The 23,730-nt window shown below is 26.2% G+C and carries 24 protein-coding genes; 13 read left to right on the top strand and 11 right to left on the bottom strand.

All coding sequences use genetic code 11. The features are described 5' to 3' along the window. Window positions 1-12: 12 nt before the first annotated feature. Together ligA and ALANTH_RS05375 are read left to right on the top strand one after the other, a co-directional pair. Window positions 13-1,965, top strand: a complete 1,953-nt coding sequence (gene ligA / locus ALANTH_RS05380) for an NAD-dependent DNA ligase LigA (RefSeq protein ID WP_026807658.1) — start codon at window positions 13-15, stop codon at window positions 1,963-1,965. Between the two features lie 121 nt (window positions 1,966-2,086). After that, window positions 2,087-2,560: an acyl-CoA thioesterase gene (locus tag ALANTH_RS05375; protein WP_026804291.1), complete on the top strand. Its 474-nt coding sequence runs from the start codon at window positions 2,087-2,089 to the stop codon at window positions 2,558-2,560. Window positions 2,561-2,581: 21 nt separating this feature from the next. On the opposite strand, the gene ALANTH_RS05370 is transcribed toward ALANTH_RS05375, so the two are convergent. The 4 genes from ALANTH_RS05370 to ALANTH_RS05355 form a co-directional block, all read right to left on the bottom strand. Next, window positions 2,582-4,177, bottom strand: coding sequence for an ABC-F family ATP-binding cassette domain-containing protein (locus tag ALANTH_RS05370; protein WP_026807657.1), 1,596 nt, complete (start codon window positions 4,175-4,177; stop codon window positions 2,582-2,584). Window positions 4,178-4,266: 89 nt separating this feature from the next. After that, on the bottom strand, window positions 4,267-5,760 hold the full coding sequence (locus tag ALANTH_RS05365) for a hypothetical protein (protein ID WP_026807656.1): 1,494 nt from the start codon (window positions 5,758-5,760) through the stop codon (window positions 4,267-4,269). Window positions 5,761-5,862: 102 nt separating this feature from the next. Next, on the bottom strand, window positions 5,863-6,498 hold the full coding sequence (locus tag ALANTH_RS05360) for an NAD(P)H-dependent oxidoreductase (protein WP_026807655.1): 636 nt from the start codon (window positions 6,496-6,498) through the stop codon (window positions 5,863-5,865). Window positions 6,499-6,516: 18 nt separating this feature from the next. Further along, on the bottom strand, window positions 6,517-7,095 hold the full coding sequence (locus tag ALANTH_RS05355; RefSeq protein ID WP_026804287.1) for an NAD(P)H-dependent oxidoreductase: 579 nt from the start codon (window positions 7,093-7,095) through the stop codon (window positions 6,517-6,519). A 131-nt stretch (window positions 7,096-7,226) separates the two neighbouring features. Between ALANTH_RS05355 and ALANTH_RS05350 the strand changes: the two genes are divergently transcribed. From ALANTH_RS05350 to ALANTH_RS05325, 6 genes are all read left to right on the top strand, one after another. After that, window positions 7,227-7,598 (top strand): winged helix-turn-helix transcriptional regulator, encoded by a 372-nt coding sequence (locus ALANTH_RS05350; RefSeq protein WP_026804286.1) that lies wholly within the window; start codon window positions 7,227-7,229, stop codon window positions 7,596-7,598. Window positions 7,599-7,704: 106 nt separating this feature from the next. Further along, window positions 7,705-8,607 (top strand): AEC family transporter, encoded by a 903-nt coding sequence (locus ALANTH_RS05345; protein WP_026807654.1) that lies wholly within the window; start codon window positions 7,705-7,707, stop codon window positions 8,605-8,607. Window positions 8,608-8,676: 69 nt separating this feature from the next. Beyond that, window positions 8,677-9,405, top strand: coding sequence for a DsbC family protein (locus ALANTH_RS05340; protein WP_026807653.1), 729 nt, complete (start codon window positions 8,677-8,679; stop codon window positions 9,403-9,405). Window positions 9,406-9,540: 135 nt separating this feature from the next. Beyond that, window positions 9,541-10,791, top strand: coding sequence for a ferritin-like domain-containing protein (locus tag ALANTH_RS05335; RefSeq protein WP_026807652.1), 1,251 nt, complete (start codon window positions 9,541-9,543; stop codon window positions 10,789-10,791). A gap of 12 nt (window positions 10,792-10,803) precedes the next feature. Further along, window positions 10,804-11,931, top strand: a complete 1,128-nt coding sequence (locus tag ALANTH_RS05330) for an acyl-CoA dehydrogenase family protein (RefSeq protein ID WP_026807651.1) — start codon at window positions 10,804-10,806, stop codon at window positions 11,929-11,931. 9 nt (window positions 11,932-11,940) lie between these two features. After that, window positions 11,941-12,774 (top strand): phosphate/phosphite/phosphonate ABC transporter substrate-binding protein, encoded by an 834-nt coding sequence (locus tag ALANTH_RS05325; protein ID WP_026807650.1) that lies wholly within the window; start codon window positions 11,941-11,943, stop codon window positions 12,772-12,774. A 35-nt stretch (window positions 12,775-12,809) separates the two neighbouring features. Here the strand turns inward: ALANTH_RS05325 and ALANTH_RS05320 are convergent, their stop codons facing one another. Beyond that, a complete protein-coding gene (locus ALANTH_RS05320) occupies window positions 12,810-13,511 on the bottom strand; it encodes a DUF6796 family protein (protein WP_051583598.1) in 702 nt (233 codons plus the stop codon). Between the two features lie 69 nt (window positions 13,512-13,580). Continuing rightward, entirely contained in the window at window positions 13,581-14,600 is a 1,020-nt protein-coding gene (locus ALANTH_RS05315; RefSeq protein WP_026807649.1) for a YeiH family protein, read from the bottom strand. A gap of 97 nt (window positions 14,601-14,697) precedes the next feature. Here ALANTH_RS05315 and ALANTH_RS05310 point away from each other — a divergent pair, with 97 nt between their 5' ends. Together ALANTH_RS05310 and ALANTH_RS05305 are read left to right on the top strand one after the other, a co-directional pair. Then, window positions 14,698-15,567, top strand: coding sequence for a LysR substrate-binding domain-containing protein (locus ALANTH_RS05310; protein ID WP_026804279.1), 870 nt, complete (start codon window positions 14,698-14,700; stop codon window positions 15,565-15,567). Between the two features lie 82 nt (window positions 15,568-15,649). Beyond that, complete coding sequence (locus tag ALANTH_RS05305; protein WP_026804278.1) at window positions 15,650-16,066, top strand: DoxX family protein; 417 nt, start codon at window positions 15,650-15,652, stop codon at window positions 16,064-16,066. A gap of 29 nt (window positions 16,067-16,095) precedes the next feature. Here ALANTH_RS05305 and ALANTH_RS05300 read toward each other — a convergent pair whose 3' ends face one another. Continuing rightward, window positions 16,096-16,875: a TIGR02757 family protein gene (locus ALANTH_RS05300; protein ID WP_026804277.1), complete on the bottom strand. Its 780-nt coding sequence runs from the start codon at window positions 16,873-16,875 to the stop codon at window positions 16,096-16,098. 55 nt (window positions 16,876-16,930) lie between these two features. On the opposite strand from ALANTH_RS05300, the gene ALANTH_RS05295 reads away from it, so the two are divergent. Continuing rightward, window positions 16,931-17,752 (top strand): SDR family NAD(P)-dependent oxidoreductase, encoded by an 822-nt coding sequence (locus ALANTH_RS05295; protein ID WP_034236759.1) that lies wholly within the window; start codon window positions 16,931-16,933, stop codon window positions 17,750-17,752. 12 nt (window positions 17,753-17,764) lie between these two features. On the opposite strand, the gene ALANTH_RS05290 is transcribed toward ALANTH_RS05295, so the two are convergent. Continuing rightward, window positions 17,765-18,742 carry a helix-turn-helix domain-containing protein gene (locus ALANTH_RS05290; RefSeq protein WP_026807648.1) on the bottom strand — a complete coding sequence of 326 codons (978 nt, stop codon included), beginning with the start codon at window positions 18,740-18,742 and terminating at the stop codon, window positions 17,765-17,767. A gap of 112 nt (window positions 18,743-18,854) precedes the next feature. On the opposite strand from ALANTH_RS05290, the gene ALANTH_RS05285 reads away from it, so the two are divergent. Beyond that, window positions 18,855-20,951, top strand: coding sequence for a TonB-dependent receptor (locus tag ALANTH_RS05285; RefSeq protein WP_026807647.1), 2,097 nt, complete (start codon window positions 18,855-18,857; stop codon window positions 20,949-20,951). Window positions 20,952-20,987: 36 nt separating this feature from the next. Here the strand turns inward: ALANTH_RS05285 and ALANTH_RS05280 are convergent, their stop codons facing one another. After that, window positions 20,988-21,809: a LysR family transcriptional regulator gene (locus ALANTH_RS05280; RefSeq protein ID WP_026807646.1), complete on the bottom strand. Its 822-nt coding sequence runs from the start codon at window positions 21,807-21,809 to the stop codon at window positions 20,988-20,990. 91 nt (window positions 21,810-21,900) lie between these two features. Between ALANTH_RS05280 and ALANTH_RS05275 the strand changes: the two genes are divergently transcribed. Continuing rightward, window positions 21,901-22,296 (top strand): thioesterase family protein, encoded by a 396-nt coding sequence (locus tag ALANTH_RS05275; protein ID WP_034236757.1) that lies wholly within the window; start codon window positions 21,901-21,903, stop codon window positions 22,294-22,296. Between the two features lie 35 nt (window positions 22,297-22,331). Here the strand turns inward: ALANTH_RS05275 and ALANTH_RS05270 are convergent, their stop codons facing one another. Together ALANTH_RS05270 and rsmD are read right to left on the bottom strand one after the other, a co-directional pair. After that, a complete protein-coding gene (locus ALANTH_RS05270; RefSeq protein ID WP_026807644.1) occupies window positions 22,332-23,129 on the bottom strand; it encodes an ABC transporter permease in 798 nt (265 codons plus the stop codon). A gap of 1 nt (window position 23,130) precedes the next feature. Continuing rightward, entirely contained in the window at window positions 23,131-23,727 is a 597-nt protein-coding gene (gene rsmD / locus ALANTH_RS05265; RefSeq protein ID WP_026804270.1) for a 16S rRNA (guanine(966)-N(2))-methyltransferase RsmD, read from the bottom strand. Window positions 23,728-23,730: the final 3 nt, after the last annotated feature.

Genomic DNA, 23,730 nt, shown 5'->3' with positions numbered 1-23,730 from the left:
AAGTTGAAAAGTATGACAAAAGAAGAGTATGATAAAGATATAAAAACATTGATAACTTGGGCAAAAGCTTATTATGTTTATGATGAACCAATTGCTAGTGATGAAGAGTATGATTTATTAGCAAGAGAATGTTTAGAATTTGAAAAAAACAATCCTGATTTGGTAAATCCAAATTCCCCAAATAAAAGAGTTGGTGGGATAGTTTTAGAAGGATTTTCAAAAGCAAATCATTTAAGCCGAATGTGGAGTCAAGAAGATATTTTTAATACAAAAGAACTAGAAGATTGGATAAAAAGAGCATCAAAAGTTGGTGATAATTTAGAATTTTTTTGTCAACCAAAATTTGATGGTGTTTCACTAAACCTAATTTATGAAGATGGTATTTTAAAACAAGCAATAACAAGAGGTGATGGGCAAATAGGTGAAGATGTTACTCAAAATGCTTATACAATACAATCTATTCCACTAAAAATTGATGAAAAATCTTTAATCGAAATTCGTGGTGAAGTTGTAATAAAAAAAGTTGACTTTGAATCTATAAATAAAGACCGAATAAAAAACAATGAAGTTCCATTTTCAAATCCAAGAAATGCTAGTGCTGGAAGTTTAAGACAACTTGATTCAAATATCACAGCAAAAAGGAAACTATTTTTTAATGTTTGGGGAGTTGGACAAAATAGTCTACATTTTGCAAAAACTTCAGAAATGATGAAATATATATTTTCCTTAGGATTTATAGAAGCTCCTATGCAAACTTTAGTAAAATCTATTGATGAAATAGAAAATATTTATACAAATATGGTAAATAAAAGAGATGATTTTCCAATGCTTTTAGATGGAATGGTTATAAAAATAGATGATATTCAAACACAAGAAGATTTAGGTTTTACTCAAAAATTTCCAAGATGGTCATGTGCATATAAATTTCCAGCATTAGAAAAAACTACAAAATTAAAAGATATTATATTACAAGTAGGAAGAACAGGAGTTATAACACCAGTTGCAGTTGTTGAACCAGTTTTAATAGAAGGTGCTAATATAGAACGGGCAACTCTACATAATTTTGATGAGATAAATAGACTTGATTTAAAAATCAATGATAGTGTAATCATAATTAGAAGTGGTGATGTAATTCCAAAAATTACTAAAGTTTTATCAGATAGAAGAACTGGTGATGAAAAAGAGATTTTAAAACCAACTTTATGTCCTGATTGCTCTAGTGAACTTTTAGTAGAAGATATTATGATTAAATGTCAAAATCTTGATTGTCCATCAAGGGTTGTAAATTCAATAATTTATTTTGCTAGTAAAAACTGTATGAATATTGATGGACTGGGAGATAAAATAGTTGAGCAACTAGTACGTGAGAAGAAAATTTTTGATATTTTAGATTTATACTCTTTAAAATATGAAGATTTGGAAACTCTTGAAGGTTTTAGAGAAAAAAAGATAACTAATATTTTAAATGCTATCAAAAATACAAAAGGAAGTGATCTTCATAGAGTTATAAATGCTTTAGGTATAGAACATATAGGAGAAGTAGCATCCAAACAAATATGTTTTGAATTTGGATTGAATATTGTGGATGTAACATATGAAGAACTTATAAAACTTGATGGTATTGGTGAACAAATGGCAAATTCAATATTAGAATTTATGAGAGTAAATAAAGATATTGTTTTAAAACTATTTAAAATTATTGAACCTATTGTTGTACAAAAAGTAGAAGCAGAAGATAATATCTTTAAAAATAAAATAGTCGTTATAACTGGGACTATGACTAAAAGTAGAAATGAAATAAAAGAAATTTTAGAAAATCTTGGAGCAAAGATATCTTCAAGTGTATCTAAAAAAACTGATTTTGTAATCTATGGAGAAGATGCAGGAAGTAAATATGATAAGGCTATAGAGCTAAAAATCAAACTTTTAACTGAAGATGAAATGAATGAACTAATCAAAAATTAGTATTATTGTTACCTTTCTTAATTCTTAAGTATTTAATTCTAGAAAAAGTATTTAAAATAAAATACTTTTTTATCAATTTAGATTATAATTGATGCGAATAACTTTAATAAGGTATATAAATATGGAAAATTTAAAAAGAGAAAAATCACTTACTATGACAATGCTTATGACACCTGAAAAAGCAAATTTCTCAGGTAAAAATGTGCATGGTGGTGAAATATTGAAAATGTTAGATCAAGTAGCTTATGCTTGTGCTGCTAGATATACAGGAAATTATGCAGTTACACTATCAGTTGATATGGTTTTATTTAAAAATCCAATTAAAATTGGTTCATTAGTAACTTTTCATGCTTCAGTAAATTATACAGGAAGAACTTCTATGGAAATAGGTATAAAAGTAATTTCTGAAGATATAAAAGATAATTCAATAAAAAATACAAATGTTTGCTATTTTACTATGGTTTCTGTTGATGAGAATGGAACTCCTGTTCCTGTACCAAAACTTGAGCTTATTACTGAAGATGATAAAAGAAGATATAACGATGCTTTACAAAGAAGAGAAATTAGAATGTCATCAAGACATGCAAAACAATAAATAAATAGTTAGGTTTCCTAACTATTTATTTTCTTTAGACTCATTAAACTCTTCATAACTTCCTTTAAAGTCAATTATAGTTCCATCTGGTTGAATTTCTATAATTCTATTTGCATAAGCATCTAATAACTCTCTATCATGTGATACACAAATTATAGAGCCTACATATTCATGTAAACCTTCACCTAAAGCAATAATAGCCTCTAAATCTAAGTGGTTTGTTGGTTCATCTAATACTAAAAAATTACCTTGTTCTAACATAATTTTAGAAAGCATCATTCTATGTTTTTCTCCACCAGAACAAGCATTTACTTTTTTCTCTTGTTCTTGACCATTAAATAACATTCTTCCTAAACAATTTCTAATCTCACCAATATCAGCATCTCTATCAAAACCTCTTAACCAATCATATAAAGTCATATCACCAGTTATAATATCAGTTGTATTTTGTGGGAAATATGAGTTTTGAATAGTTGCACCCCATAAAACTTCTCCATTATCAGGTTGCAAATTACCCATTAAAATTTCACAAAGTGTTGTTTTTCCAATACCATTTTGTCCAATAAGTGCTATTTTATCACCTTTTTCTAAAGTAAATGATATATCATTTAGTACTACTTTATCCCCATAAGATTTTGAAATATTTTTAACACTCAACAACTCTTTTCCAACTTCTCTTTTTTGTCTAAAAATAATAGATGGATCTCTTCTACTTGATACTTCAATAGCTTGAATATCTAATTTATCAAGCTGTTTTTGTCTTGAAGTTGCTTGTTTTGCTTTTGAAGCATTTGCACTAAATCTAGCAATAAACTTTTCAAGCTCTTCTTTCTCTTTTTGTTTTTTATTAACATCAGCTTGTTGTTGTTTTGCTATTAAAGTTGAAGCAATATACCAATCATCATAAGTTCCACTAAACTCTCTAATTTTTTTAAAATCAACATCTAAAATATTTGTACAAACAGCATTTAAAAAGTGTCTATCGTGAGAAATAACAACCATTGTTCCTTCATGGTGTTGAAGTTGATTTTCAAGCCATCCGATAGTTTCGATATCAAGGTTATTCGTAGGTTCATCTAAGAATAAAATATCAGGTTTTGGATATAAAACTTGTGCTAAAAGTATTTTAACTTTATCTCCACCTGTTAAAGTACTCATTAAATTTTGATGAGTTGAAGAAGGAAATCCTAAATCTTCTAAAATTTTTGTAACTTTAATATCATATTCATAAGTTGGATCTTCTTCACAACAAACTATTTCTAATTCAGCAAGTCTATTATTTACTTCATCTGTAAATTCTGGACTCATATACAATTCTTCTTTCTCTTTTACAGCATCATAAAGTCTTTTATTACCCATTAAAACAGTATCAAATAGAGTAAAGTTTTCAAAAGCAAATTGATTTTGAGATAAAACCCCTACTTTTTTACCATTTTGAATTTGTACTTCTCCTTCAGTTGCCTCTTCTTGTCCTGAAAGTATTTTTAAGAAAGTTGTCTTACCAGCACCATTTGCTCCAATAAGTCCATATCTTTTTCCAGTATCAAGTTTTAAATTTATATCCTGAAATAAAACTCTTGCACCAAAAGCTTTTTTTAGATTTACAGTTTGTACCATATTATAAATTTCTCCATTTTTTAAATTATTTATTTTATAAAATTTGCCCGATTATAGCAAAAAATTAAGTTTTATGGCTTAAAAAGAGCCTATAACTCTTTTTCAAAAGCCAATTTCATAATATCATCTTCACTTATGATATCACTATTATCTTCATTTGGTGGATTTTTAATCCATAGAACTTTTGTTTTTAGTTGGTCTAATTGATATTTAGTAAGATTTTTTATAAGTTGATCTGTTATCATCTCTTTTGTTAAAGTATTTGCATTTAACATTTTTTTAATAACTTTCTCTAAATTCTTTTTAGTACTTTCAAATGCTTTTTCTTCATCTGTTAGTGAAATATACTCTTCATCAAGATACTTCATTACAGCATCCCCAGGATATTTATATGTTGTAATACCTTTATAATTATATTTTTGGCATTTCAATCTTGGAACATAAACTCCAGTAAAAACATACCCTAAAACAGTATTTATACCTTCTAACGTTCTTAAAGGATTATGTGAACAGATATAATCATCTTTAACAACTGTAGGAGAGTTTTGAAGAGAAGTTATATTATTATGTAAAATAACAAAACTTCCTTTTACCTCTTTTGGTCCACCTCTAAGAGAGTTTAGTTCATTTTTATAAGCAAAAAAGCTACCACCCACTTTAATAGGACTTCCTTCTAAAGATACAAGTTCATTTTCACTTATATCAAAATCTCCATCAACATAATTAAAATTAATAGGTAATTTTGATAAGTTAGGTAATCTATTTGATAATTTTACATCTCCATGAACATCAACAGAATTATCAGGTAAAATTGTAGCACCTTTAATATCATATTTATCAAGCCATGATTGGATATCTTCAACATTTGTTAAAGCAACAACAGGCCTATAAATATGAGAAACAGCTTCACTTCCTTTATATCTATAGAATTGTCCTTCATCATCATATTTTGAATTAATACTTAATTTGATATCAGTTACTAAATCTCCACCAATTTCATCTGCAACACCATCTAAATCACTCAATCGATTTACACTACAAATATAATCTTCTTTAACTGTAATTGGTCCACCCATTAAAGCTTCTATGATATTATTTGAACAATCGAAATATGTATCAATAGTCTTTGGTCCACCTTCTAATGTTGTAAGACGATTATTGTTACATTTAAAATGACCTTTTACTGTTCTAGGACTTGCTTTAATAGATGTTAACTCGTTGTATGAGCAATCATAAAATCCTTTAACTTCTTTTGGTCCATATGATAAATTTTTTAAATTATTATGTGAACAATCAAAATCACCTACTTCAACAGGACAATCAAATAAAGAAGTTAATTTGTTGTATGAACAATTAAAATCTTTCATAACAATTTTAGGAGATCCTTCTAAAGTTAATAAATCATTATTACTTATATCGAAGTACCCATCAATTCTATCAAATTTAACAGGAAGTTTCTCACCTTTTAACTTCTCATTTAAATTAACATTCCCTTGAACAGAAACATAAAAATCTTCTGATATATGATAATTGTTTATTCCATGATCTCTTAGCCAATTTTCAATATCACTAATATTAAACATCTTACACCTTATATTGTGAAATATTGGCTATTCTACTATATTTTTACTTAGTTTATTGATTGTAAGTTAGAAGAAGAAAATAAAATTTTCTTCTTTTATAAATTATTTTATAAATTCAACTACTTCTTCAAAAGGTAATCTCATTTGAGTTGATTGTGGATTGATTCTATATCCCAAAGGTAGAATAGCACTTACTTGATACTCTTTTGTATCCAAAGATAAAACTTTTTCTACTTCATATTTATCAAATCCTTCAATAGGACAAGAATCTATTCCTTTAACTGCTGCCGCTGTCATCATATTTGCTAAGGCAATATATGTTTGTCTTGCACCCCAAGCGTATAAAGTTCTATCACTATCTAAAACGCCAGTAATTTTCAAATGATTTGCATAAAGTTCTACATAAGCATCTATTTTTTCTTTTGGTAATTCCCTTCTTGAAAATCTTTTTGCTGGAACTTTACTATCTGGTTTTAAATTATCAAGAGCAACTAAAATTACAACTAAATGTGAGCAAGAAGTAATTTGAACTTGGTTCCAACAATATGGTCTTAATTTAGCTTTTAATTCTTCATTTGTAATAACTAAAAATTTCCAACCTTCTTGTCCAAAAGAAGATGGAGATTTTCGCCCTGCTTCAAGAATATATTTTATATTATCATCACTAACTTTCTTTGTTTCATCAAAAGCTTTGCAAGCATGTCTAAAGTTCATAGCTTCCATAAATGCTTTTTCCATATTATCCTCCTTGATTTTTTATAGAAAATTCTCTTTTAGAGTATTTTCAAATTGTACTAACTCTTTGTTTAAATCCATATCTCCTTTAAAAATATCATGAATAGAATATGTTTTAAGTGGAGTTAACCCACAAAATTGGAAAGTTTTATGAGCAGCAATATTTGCTTCATCTAAAGATAAACCATCAAAAAAACCTTCTTTATTATTGAATTCACTCTTTGGACAATTGTAAGTTAGACTTAACATATACTCTCCTTTTAGTAAACCTCCACTTCCATAAGTTTTTGAAATATCATCTCTACTTCGACCATCATTTTTATAATGCTTTCCTTGAGTTAAAACTTCATCAAAATATTTTTTTGCAATCCAAGGAACACCCATCCAATATACAGGATATTGAAATAAAACATAATCTGCCCAAATAAGTTTTTCAATCTCATCTTCTACTTTATATCCTTTATCAATATCTGTATGTTTTACTTCAAAACCATTATTGATAAAAAATTGTGTTGCCTTATCTATTATTTTTTGTGTTAGTTCACCACGAGCAACGATATCATAATACTGATGTCCATTTAAAATTAAAACTTTCTTCATCTATTTCTCCTTATAAAATTATTTAAAATTATATATTCCATAAACTTAATTTTCTCTTACTTTACTTTAGGTAAGTAATGGAAATTTATTTATTTTTTGATATAATGATAATATGAATTTAAAGGTAAAATATGTATTGTATAAATAATAAAGAATATAAATGTAGTGTTGCAGTAACACTTGATATTTTTAATGATAGATGGAAACTAGCCATTATTTGGCACTTACTTGATGGTCAAAAAAGATTTAAAGAGTTACATGAAGACATATGTGAAATAACACAAAAAACTCTAACAATTAAATTAAAAGAGCTAGAAGAAAAAAAGATTATTCATAGAGAGGTGTATGCTGAAGTTCCACCAAAAGTTATATATAGTCTAACTTCTAGTGGAGAAAAATTACGTCCTGTTTTAGAAAATATGTATGAATGGGGAATTGATTATGTAAAAGAGTTTGGAGAAGTAACTTGTGAAAACTCTTGTGCAAATAATTTCTATAAATAATACTATTATAATTTTATACTTTTTTTCGTAAAAAATTTTTTACTTTAATTATTTTAATTAATTTTTTTTATGTTAAAGTTTCGTCATATATATTAAAAGGTTTTTTATGGAAAATATAGTTTTAATCTTAGTAGCACTTTTTTTAGGATATATATTAAATCGTTTTGGAATAATGCAAAGAGATGGTTCTGTTGCTTTAAACCAATTTGTATTATATGTTTCATATCCAGCTATTGTCCTTTTGCAAATTCCCAAAATGCATTTCTCTCTAGATTTAATGATTCCAGCAATTATCGCATGGATTGTAATGACACTAAGTGCCTTTTTAATACTTTTCTTATCAAAAATATTTAACTTTAGTAAAGAGATAACAGGAGCATTAATGCTTGTTGCTGTTTTAACAAACAGCTCATTTTTAGGAATTCCTCTACTACAAACATATTTACCTGGCCAAGAATTTATGCCATATATACTTGTATATGATCAATTAGGAACATTCTTGGCTTTTGCAATATATGGAACTTTTATTGTTTCATTATATACAAGTAAGACAAGAATAACTTTTAAATTAATAACTTTTAAAGTTTTAACGTTCCCACCATTTTTATGTCTTATTATTGCTTTATTTCTAGTAGGAGTTGAATTCCATCCAGCGATTACAAAAGTATTAGAAATTTTTGCAATTACAACTGTACCTTTAGCACTTGTTGCAGCTGGTCTTCAACTACAATTAAAATTACCAAGAGAAGATATAAAACCTTTTAGTGTTGCTTTAGTTATTAAACTTATTATTGCTCCATTAATTGCTATTGTTATCTGTAAAATATTCGGATGGAACAATCTAGCTTCTACAGTATCAATACTTGAAGCAGGAATGGCTCCTATGATAACTGCTGGGGCAATAGCTGCTATGGCTGGACTTGCACCAAGACTAAGTTCAGCAATTGTTGGTTACGGAATAATAATATCTTTTGCCACAACTTATATATTCAATATTCTTATAATGTAAAGTTTATAAAACTTTACATTTTTTAATCTAAAATAGATACAATACGACAAAAATTCAAAAGGATGTTTTATGTATAAAATTTTGGTAGCTTGTTTATTATTATCAAGTTTAATGTTTGCGAATCTAAAAGAGATTTCAAAAACTGAAATATCAAAAATAGAACAACTAGAACTTTTAAAAAGAAATGATATAAAAGTTTTAAAAGCTTTTGATGCTGGAGATTTATATATCTTAAGTATCCAAGTAAAAGGTCAAAAAGATGAAATATTTTTAACAAAAGATAAAAACTACGTAATCTCTGGTGCAGTTATCAATGCTAAAACAGGTTCTCAATTAGCTATTCCTGTAGATTTATCTATTACAAAAGATAAAGAGGCTTTTGTATATGGAAATGGAAAAGAAGAATTTATTTTATTTACAGATCCAGAATGTATGTACTGTAAAAAGTTTGAATCTTATTTACCACAAATAAAAGATAAAATAAAGATAAAAGTATTTTTTTATCCTCTAGACTTTCATGAAAATGCTAAAGATTTATCTTTATACATTTTAAGTCAAAAAACAACTCAAGAAAAAATAGATGCTATGTTTGAGTTTAATATTGGAGATGATTTAAGTAAAGTTAAAAATGCAAAATATTCAAAAAATGAGCTCAAAAAATTAGAGACTAAACTTATAGAACATATAAATATAGGACAAACTTTAAATGTTCAAGGAACTCCAGCATTATTTGATAAAAATGGAAATAGCGTTATTTGGGTTGAACTACTAAATAGATATGGAATTGAAGTAAAATAAATAATATTTAGTTACTTTTTTATCTCTTTGTGTTAGAATATTGACCTAAGATATCAGGTTGATATTCCACACATTAATTTTTTTAAATTTAATGAATGGACAAAATTAATAAAAAAGATAATTTTGGAGATTCATTTGAATAACCTAAAACACTGTATATCTATATTTACAGGCGAATTACCACCATCAAAAGCTTTATTCTTAAAACTTGAAAATACATTTTTACTTGCAAATTCCTATGAAATAATTGAAATTGTTTCACAAAAAGCAAATATTGAAACTGAACTTCGTGGATGGGCAAACTTAAGAGGTCATCTATATTTAGGAAGAGAAAATCTAAAACAACAATACTCGTATAAAATACAAAAAATTAAACCTAATAGTTTCTCTAAAAAAGCTTCTTGGAATAAAAAAATGCAAGGTATAGATACTTCAAATCCAAAATTAAAAGATTTGAATTTAAGTGAAGAGATACTTGATATTGCACCACATAACAATGGACTTCTTACGAGGGGAATTATAGTTGAAGAGAATAGTCCAATTTATGATTTTGAACTTTCATATAAAGAACAAGTGTGGTCAAATCCTGTGTCAATTCTATATGAAGAAGGTAAAAATTTACAATGGAATGCTACAACAGATATTCCTTGGAATGAAATTCCAGAATTAAATCCTATTTTAGAAAAAGCTATTTGTCAGATTATGACTTATTTAGTTGAAAATGAATTTTCTGCTTTATATATTCCTGCAAAATTTATAAGTAAAATAAATCCATATTATATGGAAGTTCCGTTATTCTTATCATCACTAATGAATGATGAAGCAAGACATATAGAAGTTTTTACAAAAAGAGCAAATGCTAATGGTGGAGGTTTTCAATACTCTAGTGAAGTTACACAACGGTCACTTTTTTCACTATTCAAAGAAGATGATTATATAAAAAGTTCTTTTTTACTTCATGTTATGGGAGAAGGAACTTTTGTAGATTTATTAAGCTTTTTAGAAAAATATATGCCAGATGATGCAACAAAAAAAATTATAAGGCTTGCTAAAAGAGATGAAATGAGACATGTTTCTTATGGAATTGAACATGTAAAATCTGCTATAGAACAAAATCCAAAAAGAATTAATGCTCTAAAAAACACTGCATTTAAAAGAAAAGAGTTTATGGATGAAATAAATGGAGAATCATCTATGCTACTTGAAGCTTTAGCAATATTAGCTAGTGGAAGTGATGAACCAAATGCATATAAAAAAGGGTTTGATTTAGTTGAAGAGTTAAAAGAAAAGATGAATGAAAATAGAGTAAAAAGATTGGTAAATATAGGTATAGATGAAGATTTAGCAAATGATATTTCCAAAGCACACACACCAAATTTTATGTAATAGGAATAGATAATGTCAAATTTATATAATGAAATGCTAGAGTTTGCAAAGCAAAATATAGCACCATATACAAAAGAGATTGATGATGAATCAAAATTTCCAGTTGATAGTTTTAAAGCAATAAAAAATAAAAAATTAACTGGTTTATTAGTACCAAAAGAGTTTGGTGGAATGGGACTTGGATTTTACGAACATACGCAAACTATTTTAGCTTTTGCAAACTATTGTGCAACAACTGCTTTATGTTATATGATGCATAATGTTGCTACAAATTGCTTAGCAACTCATGGAAGTGATGAATTAAAAAAAGAGATTTTACCAAAAATTGCAAATGGTGAAGTAATGTTAGCTTTAGCATATAGTGAAAGTGGTACAGGAACTCACTTTTATATTCCAGAAATTAAAGTTACAAAAGATGAACAAACTTTATTTATGAATGGAAGAAAAAGCTTTGTAACTTCAGCAGAATATGCTGATTATTATTTAATTGATGCTAACTCTTTTGATAATATTGGTTTAGATAACTGGATAGTTTCAAAAGAATTAGCAGGAGTTAGTTTTGAACACTCTGCTTGGAATGGACTTGGAATGAAGGGAAATGCTTCTTGTCCAATGATATTAAATAATGTAAAAATAGATGAAAAATATAGAATTGGAACTTCAGGAACTGGATTAGATCAAATTATGAATACAGTTGGTCCATTTTTTATTATAGGATTAGCTGCAGTTTATAGTGGAGTTGCTATAAATGCTTGTAACACAATTATTGAATATTCAATGAATAGAAAATATAGTGATAATTCTGCACTTTGTAATATTCCAACAGTTCAAAATCATTTAGCTGATATTTATACAAAATCAACAAGTGCAAAGTTTTTTACTCTTAGTGCTTCTAAAAGTGTAATTGAAGCAGATCCAGCAGCATTAGCAAATGTAATTGCAGCAAGATTGAATGCTTCTGAAATTGCAGTTGATGTTTGTACAAAAGCTATGAAGATTGGTGGAGGGACAGCTTATGCAAAAAGATTAACTATAGAGCGACTTTTAAGAGATTCTCTAGCAGCACAAGTTATGGCACCAAGCACTGATGTTCTTACTACATGGCTTGGAAAAGCTTTAACAAACCAAGAAATAATTTAAGGAGATAAAATGAGTAAAAAACCAATAGTTGTAGGTTCAGTTGCTTATGACCCAAAAATAGTAACAATTTGGGATATTATAAGAGATTATTTTAATGATAATGGTGTAAGACTTGATTATATGCTTTTTTCAAACTATGAAGCACAAATTGAATATTTATTAAGTGGAAAAATTGATATTGCTTGGAATACAAATGTTGCATGGGTTAGAACCTATAAACTTAGTAATCATAAAGCACAAGCACTTTTAATGAGAGATACAGATATTGATTTTAAATCAGTATTCATTGCAAAGTCAAAAAGTGATATAAAATCTATTCAAGATTTAAAAGGAAAAAAATTTGGACTGGGAAGTGTAGATTCTGCACAAGCAGCAATTTTACCTTTAAAATATTTACAAAATGAATTAGGTGAAAATATTAAAGATATTGAACTAATTAGATATAACTCTGATTTAGGGAAACATGGAGATACAGGAAGAAGTGAATTTGATGTTCTTGAAGATATAAAGAATGGAAAACTTGATGCTGGTGCAATTGGTATTAGCACATGGGTTAGAATACTTGAAGAAGGACTCTTTCCAGCAGGTGAAATAGAGTCTTTTTATACAAGCGAGGGTTATTGCCATTGTAATTTTACAGTATTAGAAAGTTTAGATGAAAATATCAAAAAAACTTTTGTAGATATGCTTTTAAAACAAGATCCAAATGACCAAATAATTAAAAAAATGATGCAGCTTGAAGGTTTAAATAAATGGGTAGTTACAACTCAAGAAGAATTAAAAGGGTACGATATTTTAACTCAAGCTATGAAAGAACAGGATTTAATAAAAAATAATTGGTAAAAAGGTATCTAAAAAGATACCTTTTTTATTCTAACTTAATACCTTTTATTTAGCACTATAAATACAACAAAGAAAAATACTAATTGAGATATATTTAAAGATGCACAACCAAACAGAACAGCAATATTATTTGTAGGAAATAAAGAACAAATAATAGCTATTAAAGGTGCAATTATTATTGGGTTTACTAAAATAATCCATCTATTAAGAATAGTTTGTTTTGACAAAATTTGTATTTGTAATAATAACCATCCCAATGCACTAAAGAATACAGAAATAACCCAATGAACATTTAATAGTTGTTCAAATTGTTCAAATAAATTTATTTGTGCTGATATAACTTCAGTATTATTGGCTTGCATATTTTGTGATAATAATCCAATATATGCAAAACCGGTATGTCCAACAGGTGAAGTTGCATATCCTATAAATAACGATAAAACTACAATTTTACTTAATATATTTTTTACTAATAACTCTTTAATTCCATAAACAGACAATAAATACAAAAATACACTAAATGTTGCAAAATAAACTCCCCACATTAATCTATTTGGAGAACCATCTAACATTAAAATTGCTAAATTTGAGTTAAAATTCTCTGGAAGTTTATCTATAAAAGAACTATATAATTCAATATTTGGAACAAATCCTACTAAAAGTATATCTGCAATTGTCCAACATAAAGCAGCAATAATACCTAAAAATATACTAATCTTAACTTTATTATTTATCATTATCTTTACCTTAATTTTAATCTATTTTTTATTATAACATTATATTAATATCAATATTAGAAATTATATTTAAAATAATAGTTTAATTAAAAAAAATCCAAAAATACTTAACCAAATAAATAATATAAATGATAATATAAAAGGCTTTATTCCAATATTTCTAAATTTATCAAAACTTGTTTCCATTCCTAAAGCACTCATTGCCATAGTCAATGCAAATGTATCTATAAAATTTATAGTTTCTACTATATTTTTATCTAATAAATCTAAAGAGTTAAAACCAATAAGCAAAATAAAAAATATAGCAAACCAAGGAATTACAATTTTTGATTTTTCTTTTTTATTATGAAAATTTATTTTTAAAAGCCATAGAGATAAAAATATTAAAAAAGGAACTAAAAATATAACTCTTATCATCTTTTCAATAATTGCATTATTTGAAACTACATCACCTAAAGTATTACTAGCTCCTACAACATGTGCTACTTCATGTAATATTGCACCAAAATAAATACCAGCTTCACTACTTGTAAAACCAAGAACTCCCATTTTTTGTAAAAATGGATATAAAAACATTCCAATAGTTCCAAAAATTACTACAAAAGATACAGCAATCGCACTTTTATATGCTTCATTTTTCAAAACACTTGAAGTTGCCATTACTGCTGCTGCACCACAAATAGAACTTCCAGCACTACATAAAATAGTAAGTTCTGTATCCATTTTTAATATTTTTGTTCCAATAATATATCCAAAGACAAAAGTAAATAAAACTATAAAAAAAGCTACAAAGATACCATTAAGCCCTACTTCAAATAAATTTTGAAATGTAAGTCTAAATCCATATAAAATAATTCCTAATCGTAAAATATATTTTGTACAAAAAATTATTCCATTATTAATATGATTAAATCTTTTCTTTAAAATATTTGCATATATTATTCCTAAAATTATTCCAATGATTAAAGGACTTATACCTAATTTAATAAATAAATCAATATTAGATATAAATGTTGCAAATAAAGAAATAATTGTTACAAACAATATTCCATAAATAGTATTTATAATTTCTGATTTATTAGTTTTCATAATATATTCCTTTTTTTGAAAGTATAATCCTATTTAATTAATTTGTAAAATATATTATTTTTAATATAATAATATATATTTTTAATAAGGAGAAATATTGACTTTAAAAGAATTAAATTTTTTTTATAAACTCAGTGAAAATCCACAAGTTACACAAGTAGCAAATGAATTAAACATAAGCCAATCAGCAATTTCACTTGCTATAAAATCACTTGAGAATAGTCTAAATGAACAACTTTTTGATAGAGTTGGTAAAAAGTTAATTTTGAATGAGAAAGGTAGATATTTTAAAGAGAAAACATTTTTACATTATCTAGCACTAATTGATGCACAAAATATTTTTCAAAAAAATAAACTTGCAGGAAATATAAAAATTGCTTCAAGTAAAACTATATCAAACTACATAATGCCAAATATTTATTTTGATTTTATATCAAAATATAAAGATGTGAAACTTGATATTTTAAATATAAATTCAACTGAAATTATAGATAAAATATCAAAAGGTACACTAGATATTGGACTTATTGAAGTAGATACGCAAAATAATAGTTTAGTAAAAGAAAAATTAGCAGATGATGAATTAATAGTTGTAACAAGTGATGAACAACAAGCAAAACTAGTCTTTATTGATAATATAAGAAAGAAGTGGATTCTAAGAGAAAGTGGTAGTGGAACAAGAGAAATATTTATTGATAATATAGGAGAAATATCAAAAGAATTAAACATATTTATGGAATTACAAGATTTTGAAGAAATAAAAACTATTATATTAAACAATAAAGATACAGTAACCGCTCTATCAAAAGTCATAGTTCAAAAAGAAATAGAAACCAAAAAGTTATATAAAATTGATTTAAAGAATTTAAAATTTAAAAGAGAATTTTACTTAATATATAACAAAGAAAAAGCTAAAAACTTGTTATTCAATACCTTTAAAGAGTTTATAAAAAATAGATTTAAATAGATAAAATATTATTATAAAAATCTTTTTTATTTTCATTTTGATACAATGCCAAACAAATATATAATTTTATAGGAGTCAATATATGAGAAGTTTAGAAAGTTTTTTAGCTAGAGTTTTAGGTGAAGATATTGGTAAATTAATATTACGATTAACACTTGGTATTTTAATGCTTTTTCATGGTCTAAATAAATTAAATGGAATAGATGGAATTAAATCTTTAGTTGTTAATAATGGATTCCCAGAATTTTTTGCTTATGGTGTTTATCTAGGAGAAATTATTATTCCTATTTTAATCATAGTTGGACTTTATACAAGAATAAGTAGTTTTATATATGCTATGACAATGTTATTTGCTATTTATTTAGCTCACTCAACACAAATATTCGCATTCAATGAAAAAACTGGTGGACTAGCTATTGAATTACAATTATTATTTATGTTTGGAGCAATTGCTTTAATGTTCTTAGGAGCAGGAAGAATAAGTGCAGATAAGAGATAAATCTATTTAAAAGTACTATTTTAGTACTTTTAAATAACTTTCTCTTGTCCTAGCCTATATATAGCAAAATCATATTTTATTGGATCAAGTTCATCGAATTCTTTTAATTTTTGTGTTATTAAAAGTGCAGATTTTAAATCATAAGTTTGTCTATTTAAAAGTCCTAATTTCAAAGATACATTGAAAGTATGAGTATCAAGTGGTAAAATCAAATCTTTTTTATCTATATTTTTCCAAATTCCCAAATCAAGACTATCTTTTCTAACCATCCAACGTAAAAACATATTCCATCTTTTATATGGAGCATTTCCAATCTCTTTTATAAATCCTTTTTTGTCTCTTTTTAATGGATTCCCTACTAAAAAATCAAAACCTTGAGAAGAATAATTTGATTTTTCTTTTATCTTCTGTATCACAAAATCAATACCTTCTAAAATATTATTTTCATTCTTATAACCTTTATAAAATAAATCTTCTAAAGAATTTTCTTGTTTTAATCTTATAAAGGTTTTAAAAACTGTTATAATATCAGTACTATTTTGAAATCTATAATAGTGATTTTTAAGTACTTTTTCAATTTTTTCTTCACTCTCATTTAAAAGGGAGAAATCCAAACTATCTAAGAATTTAACTATTTGTTTTGCATTTCCATAAGCAAATAAAGCACATAAAAGTATTGCAAATTCATCACTTTGTCTTTTTGCAATAAGTAATGGGTCTGGTTTTTCATAACTTAATTCGAAACTATTATTTCTATTATTTACTTCTATATCCAAAAGTTCTTTTAACTCTTTATCATTTTGCATAATTATTAGCCTAATTTTTATTTTTAGATATAATAGCCAAAATTTTATTAGGATTATTATGCAAAATATATTAATTACTGGATGCTCAAGTGGAATTGGACTTGAAACAGCACTTTTTTTAAAAGATAAAAATATAAAAGTTTATGCAAGTGCAAGAGATGAAAAAGATGTGAAAATGCTTAAAAATTTAGGTTTAATTACTTTTAAAATAGATGTTAGAAACAAAGATGATATAAGTTTTGCTTTAAATGAAATTTTGAAACAAGATAAAAAATTAGATTGTGTTTTCAATAATGCTGGATTTGGACAACCAGGAGCAGTTGAAGATATAAGTGTAGAAGCTTTAAAAGAGCAATTTGATACAAACTTCTTTGGACTTCATGAAGTAACTATCCAAGCAATGAAAATATTTAGAACTCAAGGATATGGTAAACTAATACAACATAGCTCTGTTTTAGGAATAATCTCTTTAAGATTTCGTGGAGCTTATAATGCAAGTAAATATGCTATTGAAGGAATTTGTGATACTTTAAGACTAGAAACTATGAATAGTAATATTTTTATAAGTACGATTAACACAGGTCCTGTTACTTCAAAATTTAGAGAAAATTCATTAAATAATTTTATAAAAAATATAAATATAAGAAATAGTTTTTGGAAAGATACTTATGAAAAAGAGTTAAAAACAAGACTTGAGAGTAAAGATGATAGAGGAACTTTTACACTTCCACCAAAAAGTGTTGCACAGATTGTATTAAAAATAATAAATAGTAAAAAACCTAAACCAAGATATTATGTAACAAAAGCAACACATATTTTAGGTTTTGCAAAAAGAGTTTTATCTCAAAGTTGGCTTGACAAACTTCTTGTAAAAATATAAGGCGAGTTTACTTTAATAGTAATACTTTCTTTGAACCATAATATCTTTTGGTCGTATATTAAAAAATCTAACAAATGCATTTGTAAAGCTTTGTTGATGTTTATATCCAACAAGATTTGAAATTTCTGATATAGAATATTCACTTGTTTCAAGTAGATTTTTAGCACATAACATTCTTTGTTCTAATATCATTTGTCCTGGAGTTGTATTAAAAAGTTGTTTAAATCCATATTTTAGTTTAAATTCATTAAGTGCTACTTTTCTTGATAAAGTTGATATATCTGGAAATTCTTGAGATAATATAATATCTCTTGCTTTATGTAAAGCATCTAAATCTTCACTTGAAAGTTTTATTCTATCATTGAATAATAATAATTTATTTTTATCATTTAATAAAGCACTAAATTGATTATAAATTAGTTCTAAAACCTTACTTTGGATATAAATATTATGTAAATCACTATAAAATGGAGAATTAAAAAGTTCATTTGCAAGTTTTATATTTATTTGACTATCTTTTTTATGAATAATTGTAGTTAAATTTGAATTTTTTTTATGATTTTGTAACTCTTCTAACAAATATTTATTTGAAGACAAATGTTTTTCTAAAAAACTATTTTTTATAGATATTGCTAAGCCTTTTGAAAAACTATTTTTATCAACAATAGTTGTTGATTTATAATCATCTATATATTTTATATATGTTTCATTTTTATTAAGTGTTTCTATTTTATCAAGATTATTATCTATATATGAAATTTTACCATCTAATACAATATTTATAATTAAACTATCAACTTTAGAATCAGATGAAATTGATAATTCTTCATTAGCTTTAACTTCAGTTTTATAAATAAGGATATCATCATTTACTATATTTTTTTCACACATCATTATTCCACTATTTTTAGGAAAAGTTATAGAATAATCTTTTATAAAATTAGTGTCATAAAAACTATTCATATCATTTAACATAAAATTACTTGACATTTTTATCCTTTTATACTTAAAGAAAATACTAAATTACTAAAATAGTACTTGAATTCAATAATACTTATTATTATAATTCAAATTTAATTAAATTATATTAAAAGGAATATAAATGGAAAAAAAGTTAATTTTGGCTTCTTTATTTGTAAGTTCAATACTTCTTTCAAATGAAACTCAAACAACAAAATTAGATGAAATAAAAGTTAGTGCAAATAAAATAGAGGAAAATATACAAGATGTTCCTCAAAGTATATCTGTAATAACGCAAGAAGATATAGAACAAAAAGGAATTAAAACTATTCAAGATGTTATAAAAGAGATTCCAAATATGTACAATCAAAATACAATAGGAAGTAATACTTCTTTTAGAGGTTTAAATACTTCTCAATTTACACATAGCAATCCAGTTGTTATTTATGTTGATGGAGTTCCTTATTATGATAAATTTGATTACAATCCAAGTTTTGGTGATATAGAACAAATAGAAGTTTTAAGAGGTCCACAAGGAACACTTTATGGAAAAGATGCAATTGGTGCTGTTATAAATATAGTTACTAAAACTCCAGAAAATAAATGGAAAGGGACTATTGGAACAGAATATGGCAATGATAATACTTTTGATACAAAAGTAAATGCAAGTGGTGCAATCATTGATAATAAGTTATTTGCTGGTATAAATAACACATATTATCATACTGATGGATGGATAGAAAATCATTATCCTAGTATGGATAAACATGCGAATAAAGAAAATGATAGAAAAACAAGTGGATTTTTACTATGGAAGCCAACAGATAATTTATCTACAAAATTAACTATTACAAATAATTATGAAAATAAATATGGAATCAATGGTATAGTTAAAAATGCTTCAACTCTAATAAATGATTTTAAAAGAAAAGATGCAAAAAATGTAAGCTTTGAAATGCCTACATGGGAAAAAACCAAATTAAATTCTCAAGCTTTAAATGTATCTTATGAACTAGATAAAGTTAAATTTGAATCTACAACAACTCATAAAAAAGTAAAAGTTAATGGAGATTATGATGTAGATAATATGTCTGGAAACTCTTTTGATGGATTAAGACAATGGAATGTTACAGATTTTGAAACAACAACTCAAGAATTTAAACTTTCAAGTAAAAATCAAGATATTAAGTGGCTAACTGGATTATATTTAGATAAAGAAGATAGAGATCAAGGACCATACGGTTACGAAAGTGATTATTATGGACAAGTATATCAAGCAAACTATAAATCTTCTGCAACAAGTAAAACTCAAGCTATTTTTGGACAAGTTATTATTCCTATTATAGATAAAGTTGATTTAACATTAGGAGGAAGATATCAAAGAATTAAAAAAGAAGTTGATGCTGATGTAAAAAGGATTTGGGGTGGTAATCCAATAGGAGAATTTACATATAAAGATGAGAAAACTTGGAACTCATTTTTACCAAAAATTGCACTTTCTTATAAAGTTAATGACAATCTAACAACTTATGTTTCAGTTTCAAAAGGTTACTTACCTGGTGGATTAAACTATACTCCTTCAAATGCTACATCAAATTTAAGTCAAGAGAATACTTTTGAACCACAAAAATCATTAAATTATGAAATAGGAGCAAAATATATAGGAGACAATTTTGCTTTAAATACAGCTATTTTTAGAATGGATATAAAAGATGTTCATGTTTACTATGTTGATAATATAGGGAATTTTTTTGTTGATAATGCAAAAAAAGGACATTCTCAAGGTATAGAAATAGATGGAACTTATTTCTTAACTGATAATTGGAGTATTTCAGGTGCTTTAGGATTAATACAAGCAAAATATGATGATTTTAATAATGGAAAAAGAAGTTTTGATGGAGAAAGGATACAAGAAACTCCAAGATATACAGCAAATTTAGGTATATCATATTTAGCTAATAGTGGAATATATGGAAGAGTAGATCTATATGCACAAGGTTCAAATAATTTCTTCAACTCTTCATATAATGGTGGAGAAGGGAAAATACTAAAAACAGATGGTGGAATAACAGCTAATGCAAAAATTGGTTATAAAATAAATACTTGGGATATTTATGCTTATATTAAAAATATTACAAATGAAGACTATGTAACTTCTTATATGGAAAGAGATGGTAATGCTTGGGTTGGTTTTAATGAACCTAGAAAATTTGGGATTGGAGCAATTTATAAATTTTAATTTTCTTGTAAAATAGAGTAAAATCCCTACTCTATTTTATAAAAAACTAATATTTTTTAAGTAATCACTAATAATAGGTATATAATCTTTTCTACAAACTAAATGTGTAAATAAACCACAATCTAACTTCGTCATTTTTAAATCATTTTCAAAACCAAATTTTTTAATAATTGATATAGGAACTAAAGATTTTCCTAAACCCAATTTTACACAACCTAAAATCGTTTCATAGTTTTCAAAAGTACTAGTTTTTACTATTTGATTACTATTAATTCTCATTTGTGAATAAAAATATGTAAAATAGGCACAACTATCTTTATAACCTAAAATACAATTTTCACTTTGTTTCTCTTTTGCTTCAACTATATAAATATCTTCCTCAAAAACTTGTAAAACCATAATATCTTTATGATTTGGATTTCCACTAACAAAAGCTATATCAATTTTATAATCAAGTAAAGCTTCAACAACATAAGGAGTGGTATTTGTATAAATCTCTATTTTCATATTGGAATAATCTTCATTTAATTTTGAGATAAAGGGGAATAACCTAATTGGGGCATTTGTTTGAGTTGAACCAACTCTTAAAATTTCTTGCTGATTTATATTTTTCATAAAAGAAAAAGCTTCATCAATTTTTTTTACTATCTCAACAGCAAAAGGATATAGTTTTTCTCCTTCATGAGTTAATTTTACACCTTTTGGAACTCTATGAAATAACAAATGACCAATACCATTTTCTAGTTGTTTAATTCTTGTTGTAATATTTGATTGAGCAAAACCCAATTCAAGTGCTGCTAATGAAATACTTCTATTGTTTGCTACACTGAGAAATATTCTTAATAAAGTTGAATCCATATCTCTTTTCCTTATATCTAATATCTTGATTTAGTATTTGACTTCATATTTAAAAAAATGATACCATTAAAAAAATAAATAAAGGATAAATATGAATATTAACGATACTTGTGAATTTGACTATATAGTTGAAGATAAAGATTTGGCATCACTTTTACCACTTAAAGATGGTGATGCTTTCCCTACTGTTTTAGCTACATATAGAATGATTTCTTTGATGGAAATTGCAGCTTCAAGATTGATGATACCTTTATTAAAAGAAGGTGAACTTTCAGTTGGAGTAAATGTAAATGTTATACACTCTGCACCAACATTAGAGGGAGCTACAATAAAAGTAAAAGCTACTTTTATACATATGGAAGGTAAACTTTTTGCTTTTGATGTAGAGATTTTTGATAAAACTGGAAGTGCAGGAAAAGGAACTCATACAAGAGCAATTATTAATAATGAAAAATTATTAGAAGTTGCTAAGAAAAAATGGTTATAAAAGATATTTAACTGGGGGGATAATACCCCAGTATTTTAGGTTACTACTTCTTTTTTATTTGCAAGATTTTGCAAATAATCACTTATTTGAATCAAGCAAAAAGTTATTATAAATATCATAAGACCAGGGAAAAAACTAACCCACCAAGCTATATCAATCACTGTCTTTCCATCACTTAGTAAACTTCCCCAACTCATATTAGGTGGATTTACTCCAAGTCCTAAAAAAGACAACCCAGATTCAGCTAGAATTGCTCCTGCAACTCCAAATGAAAATGATATTAAAAAAATAGGAGCTAAAAGTGGTGCAAAATATTTTAAAATAATTTTTATTTTACTAACATTTGCTAGTTTTAAAACCTTTATAAAGGGTCTATTCCCTATAGCAAAACTCTCACTTCTTATCATTCTTGATATTCCCATCCAACCAGTTATAGAAATAACTACTATTAAGATAACTGTATTTGCTTCAATATATGAAACAAGCGCTAGAAGTAAGAAAAATGTAGGAAAAGTTAAAAATAGGTCAATTATAATAGTTATAGCTTTATCAATATTTCCTTTTAAGAATCCAGCTGTTATTCCTACAATAAGCCCTAGAAGTGAAGAAAAACTAGCTGCTAAAAATCCTATAATTAATGAAGTTTGACCACCTTCTAGAACTCTTGCTAATATATCTCGTCCCAATCTATCAGTACCCATGATATGTTCTAATGATGGAGGTAACAGTATTTTTTGAGGATCCAATGTATATGGTGAAACTGTATAAAAAATTGGTAATAAAAATACTAATAAAACTGTAACTATAAGTAAATATAGGGCAAATTTAAACATTTTAGTTCTGTGTGTAACTATAATATGATAACGAACTTTTACCAAACTTTCTAGTTTTTTCTAAACTAAATTTTCCTAAAACTTGTGGTACTTCTGTACTTGAAAGATGTTCTACAATAACTTTAAAAATATTATCAACTTCAATATTTGCAATCATTCTAAAAGATTTTTCATAAATATCTTCCATTCCATCTCTAAAATCAAAAGGTGGATCAACATACAAAATAACTTCATCTTTAGAATTTTTCATAAAATCCAAAATAAGTGGAGTTTGAACAAATGCATTCCCTTGTATAGTTTGACACTTTTCAATATCAACTTTTTTACAATTTCTAAGGAGTATTGAATATGAGTTTTTATCAAGTTCTATAAAATAAGCTCTTTTTGCTCCTCTACTTATTGCTTCAAGTCCTATAGAACCACTTCCAGCAAATGATTCTATAAAAATTTTATCAATTATATCAAACTGTAAAACATTAAAAACTGACTCTTTAAGCATAGCCTTAGAGCTCCTTGTAACATCAAGGGATGGTAACTCTAAAACTTTTCCTTTGTAAGCACCTGCTATGATTTTTGTTGTTGGTTTGTCATTTTTCATATT

It is taken from the genome of Aliarcobacter lanthieri, assembly GCF_013201625.1.
GTDB lineage: Bacteria > Campylobacterota > Campylobacteria > Campylobacterales > Arcobacteraceae > Aliarcobacter > Aliarcobacter lanthieri.
Note: the sequence above shows the minus strand (reverse complement) of the source record. Positions and strands in the feature narration are given on the sequence as shown.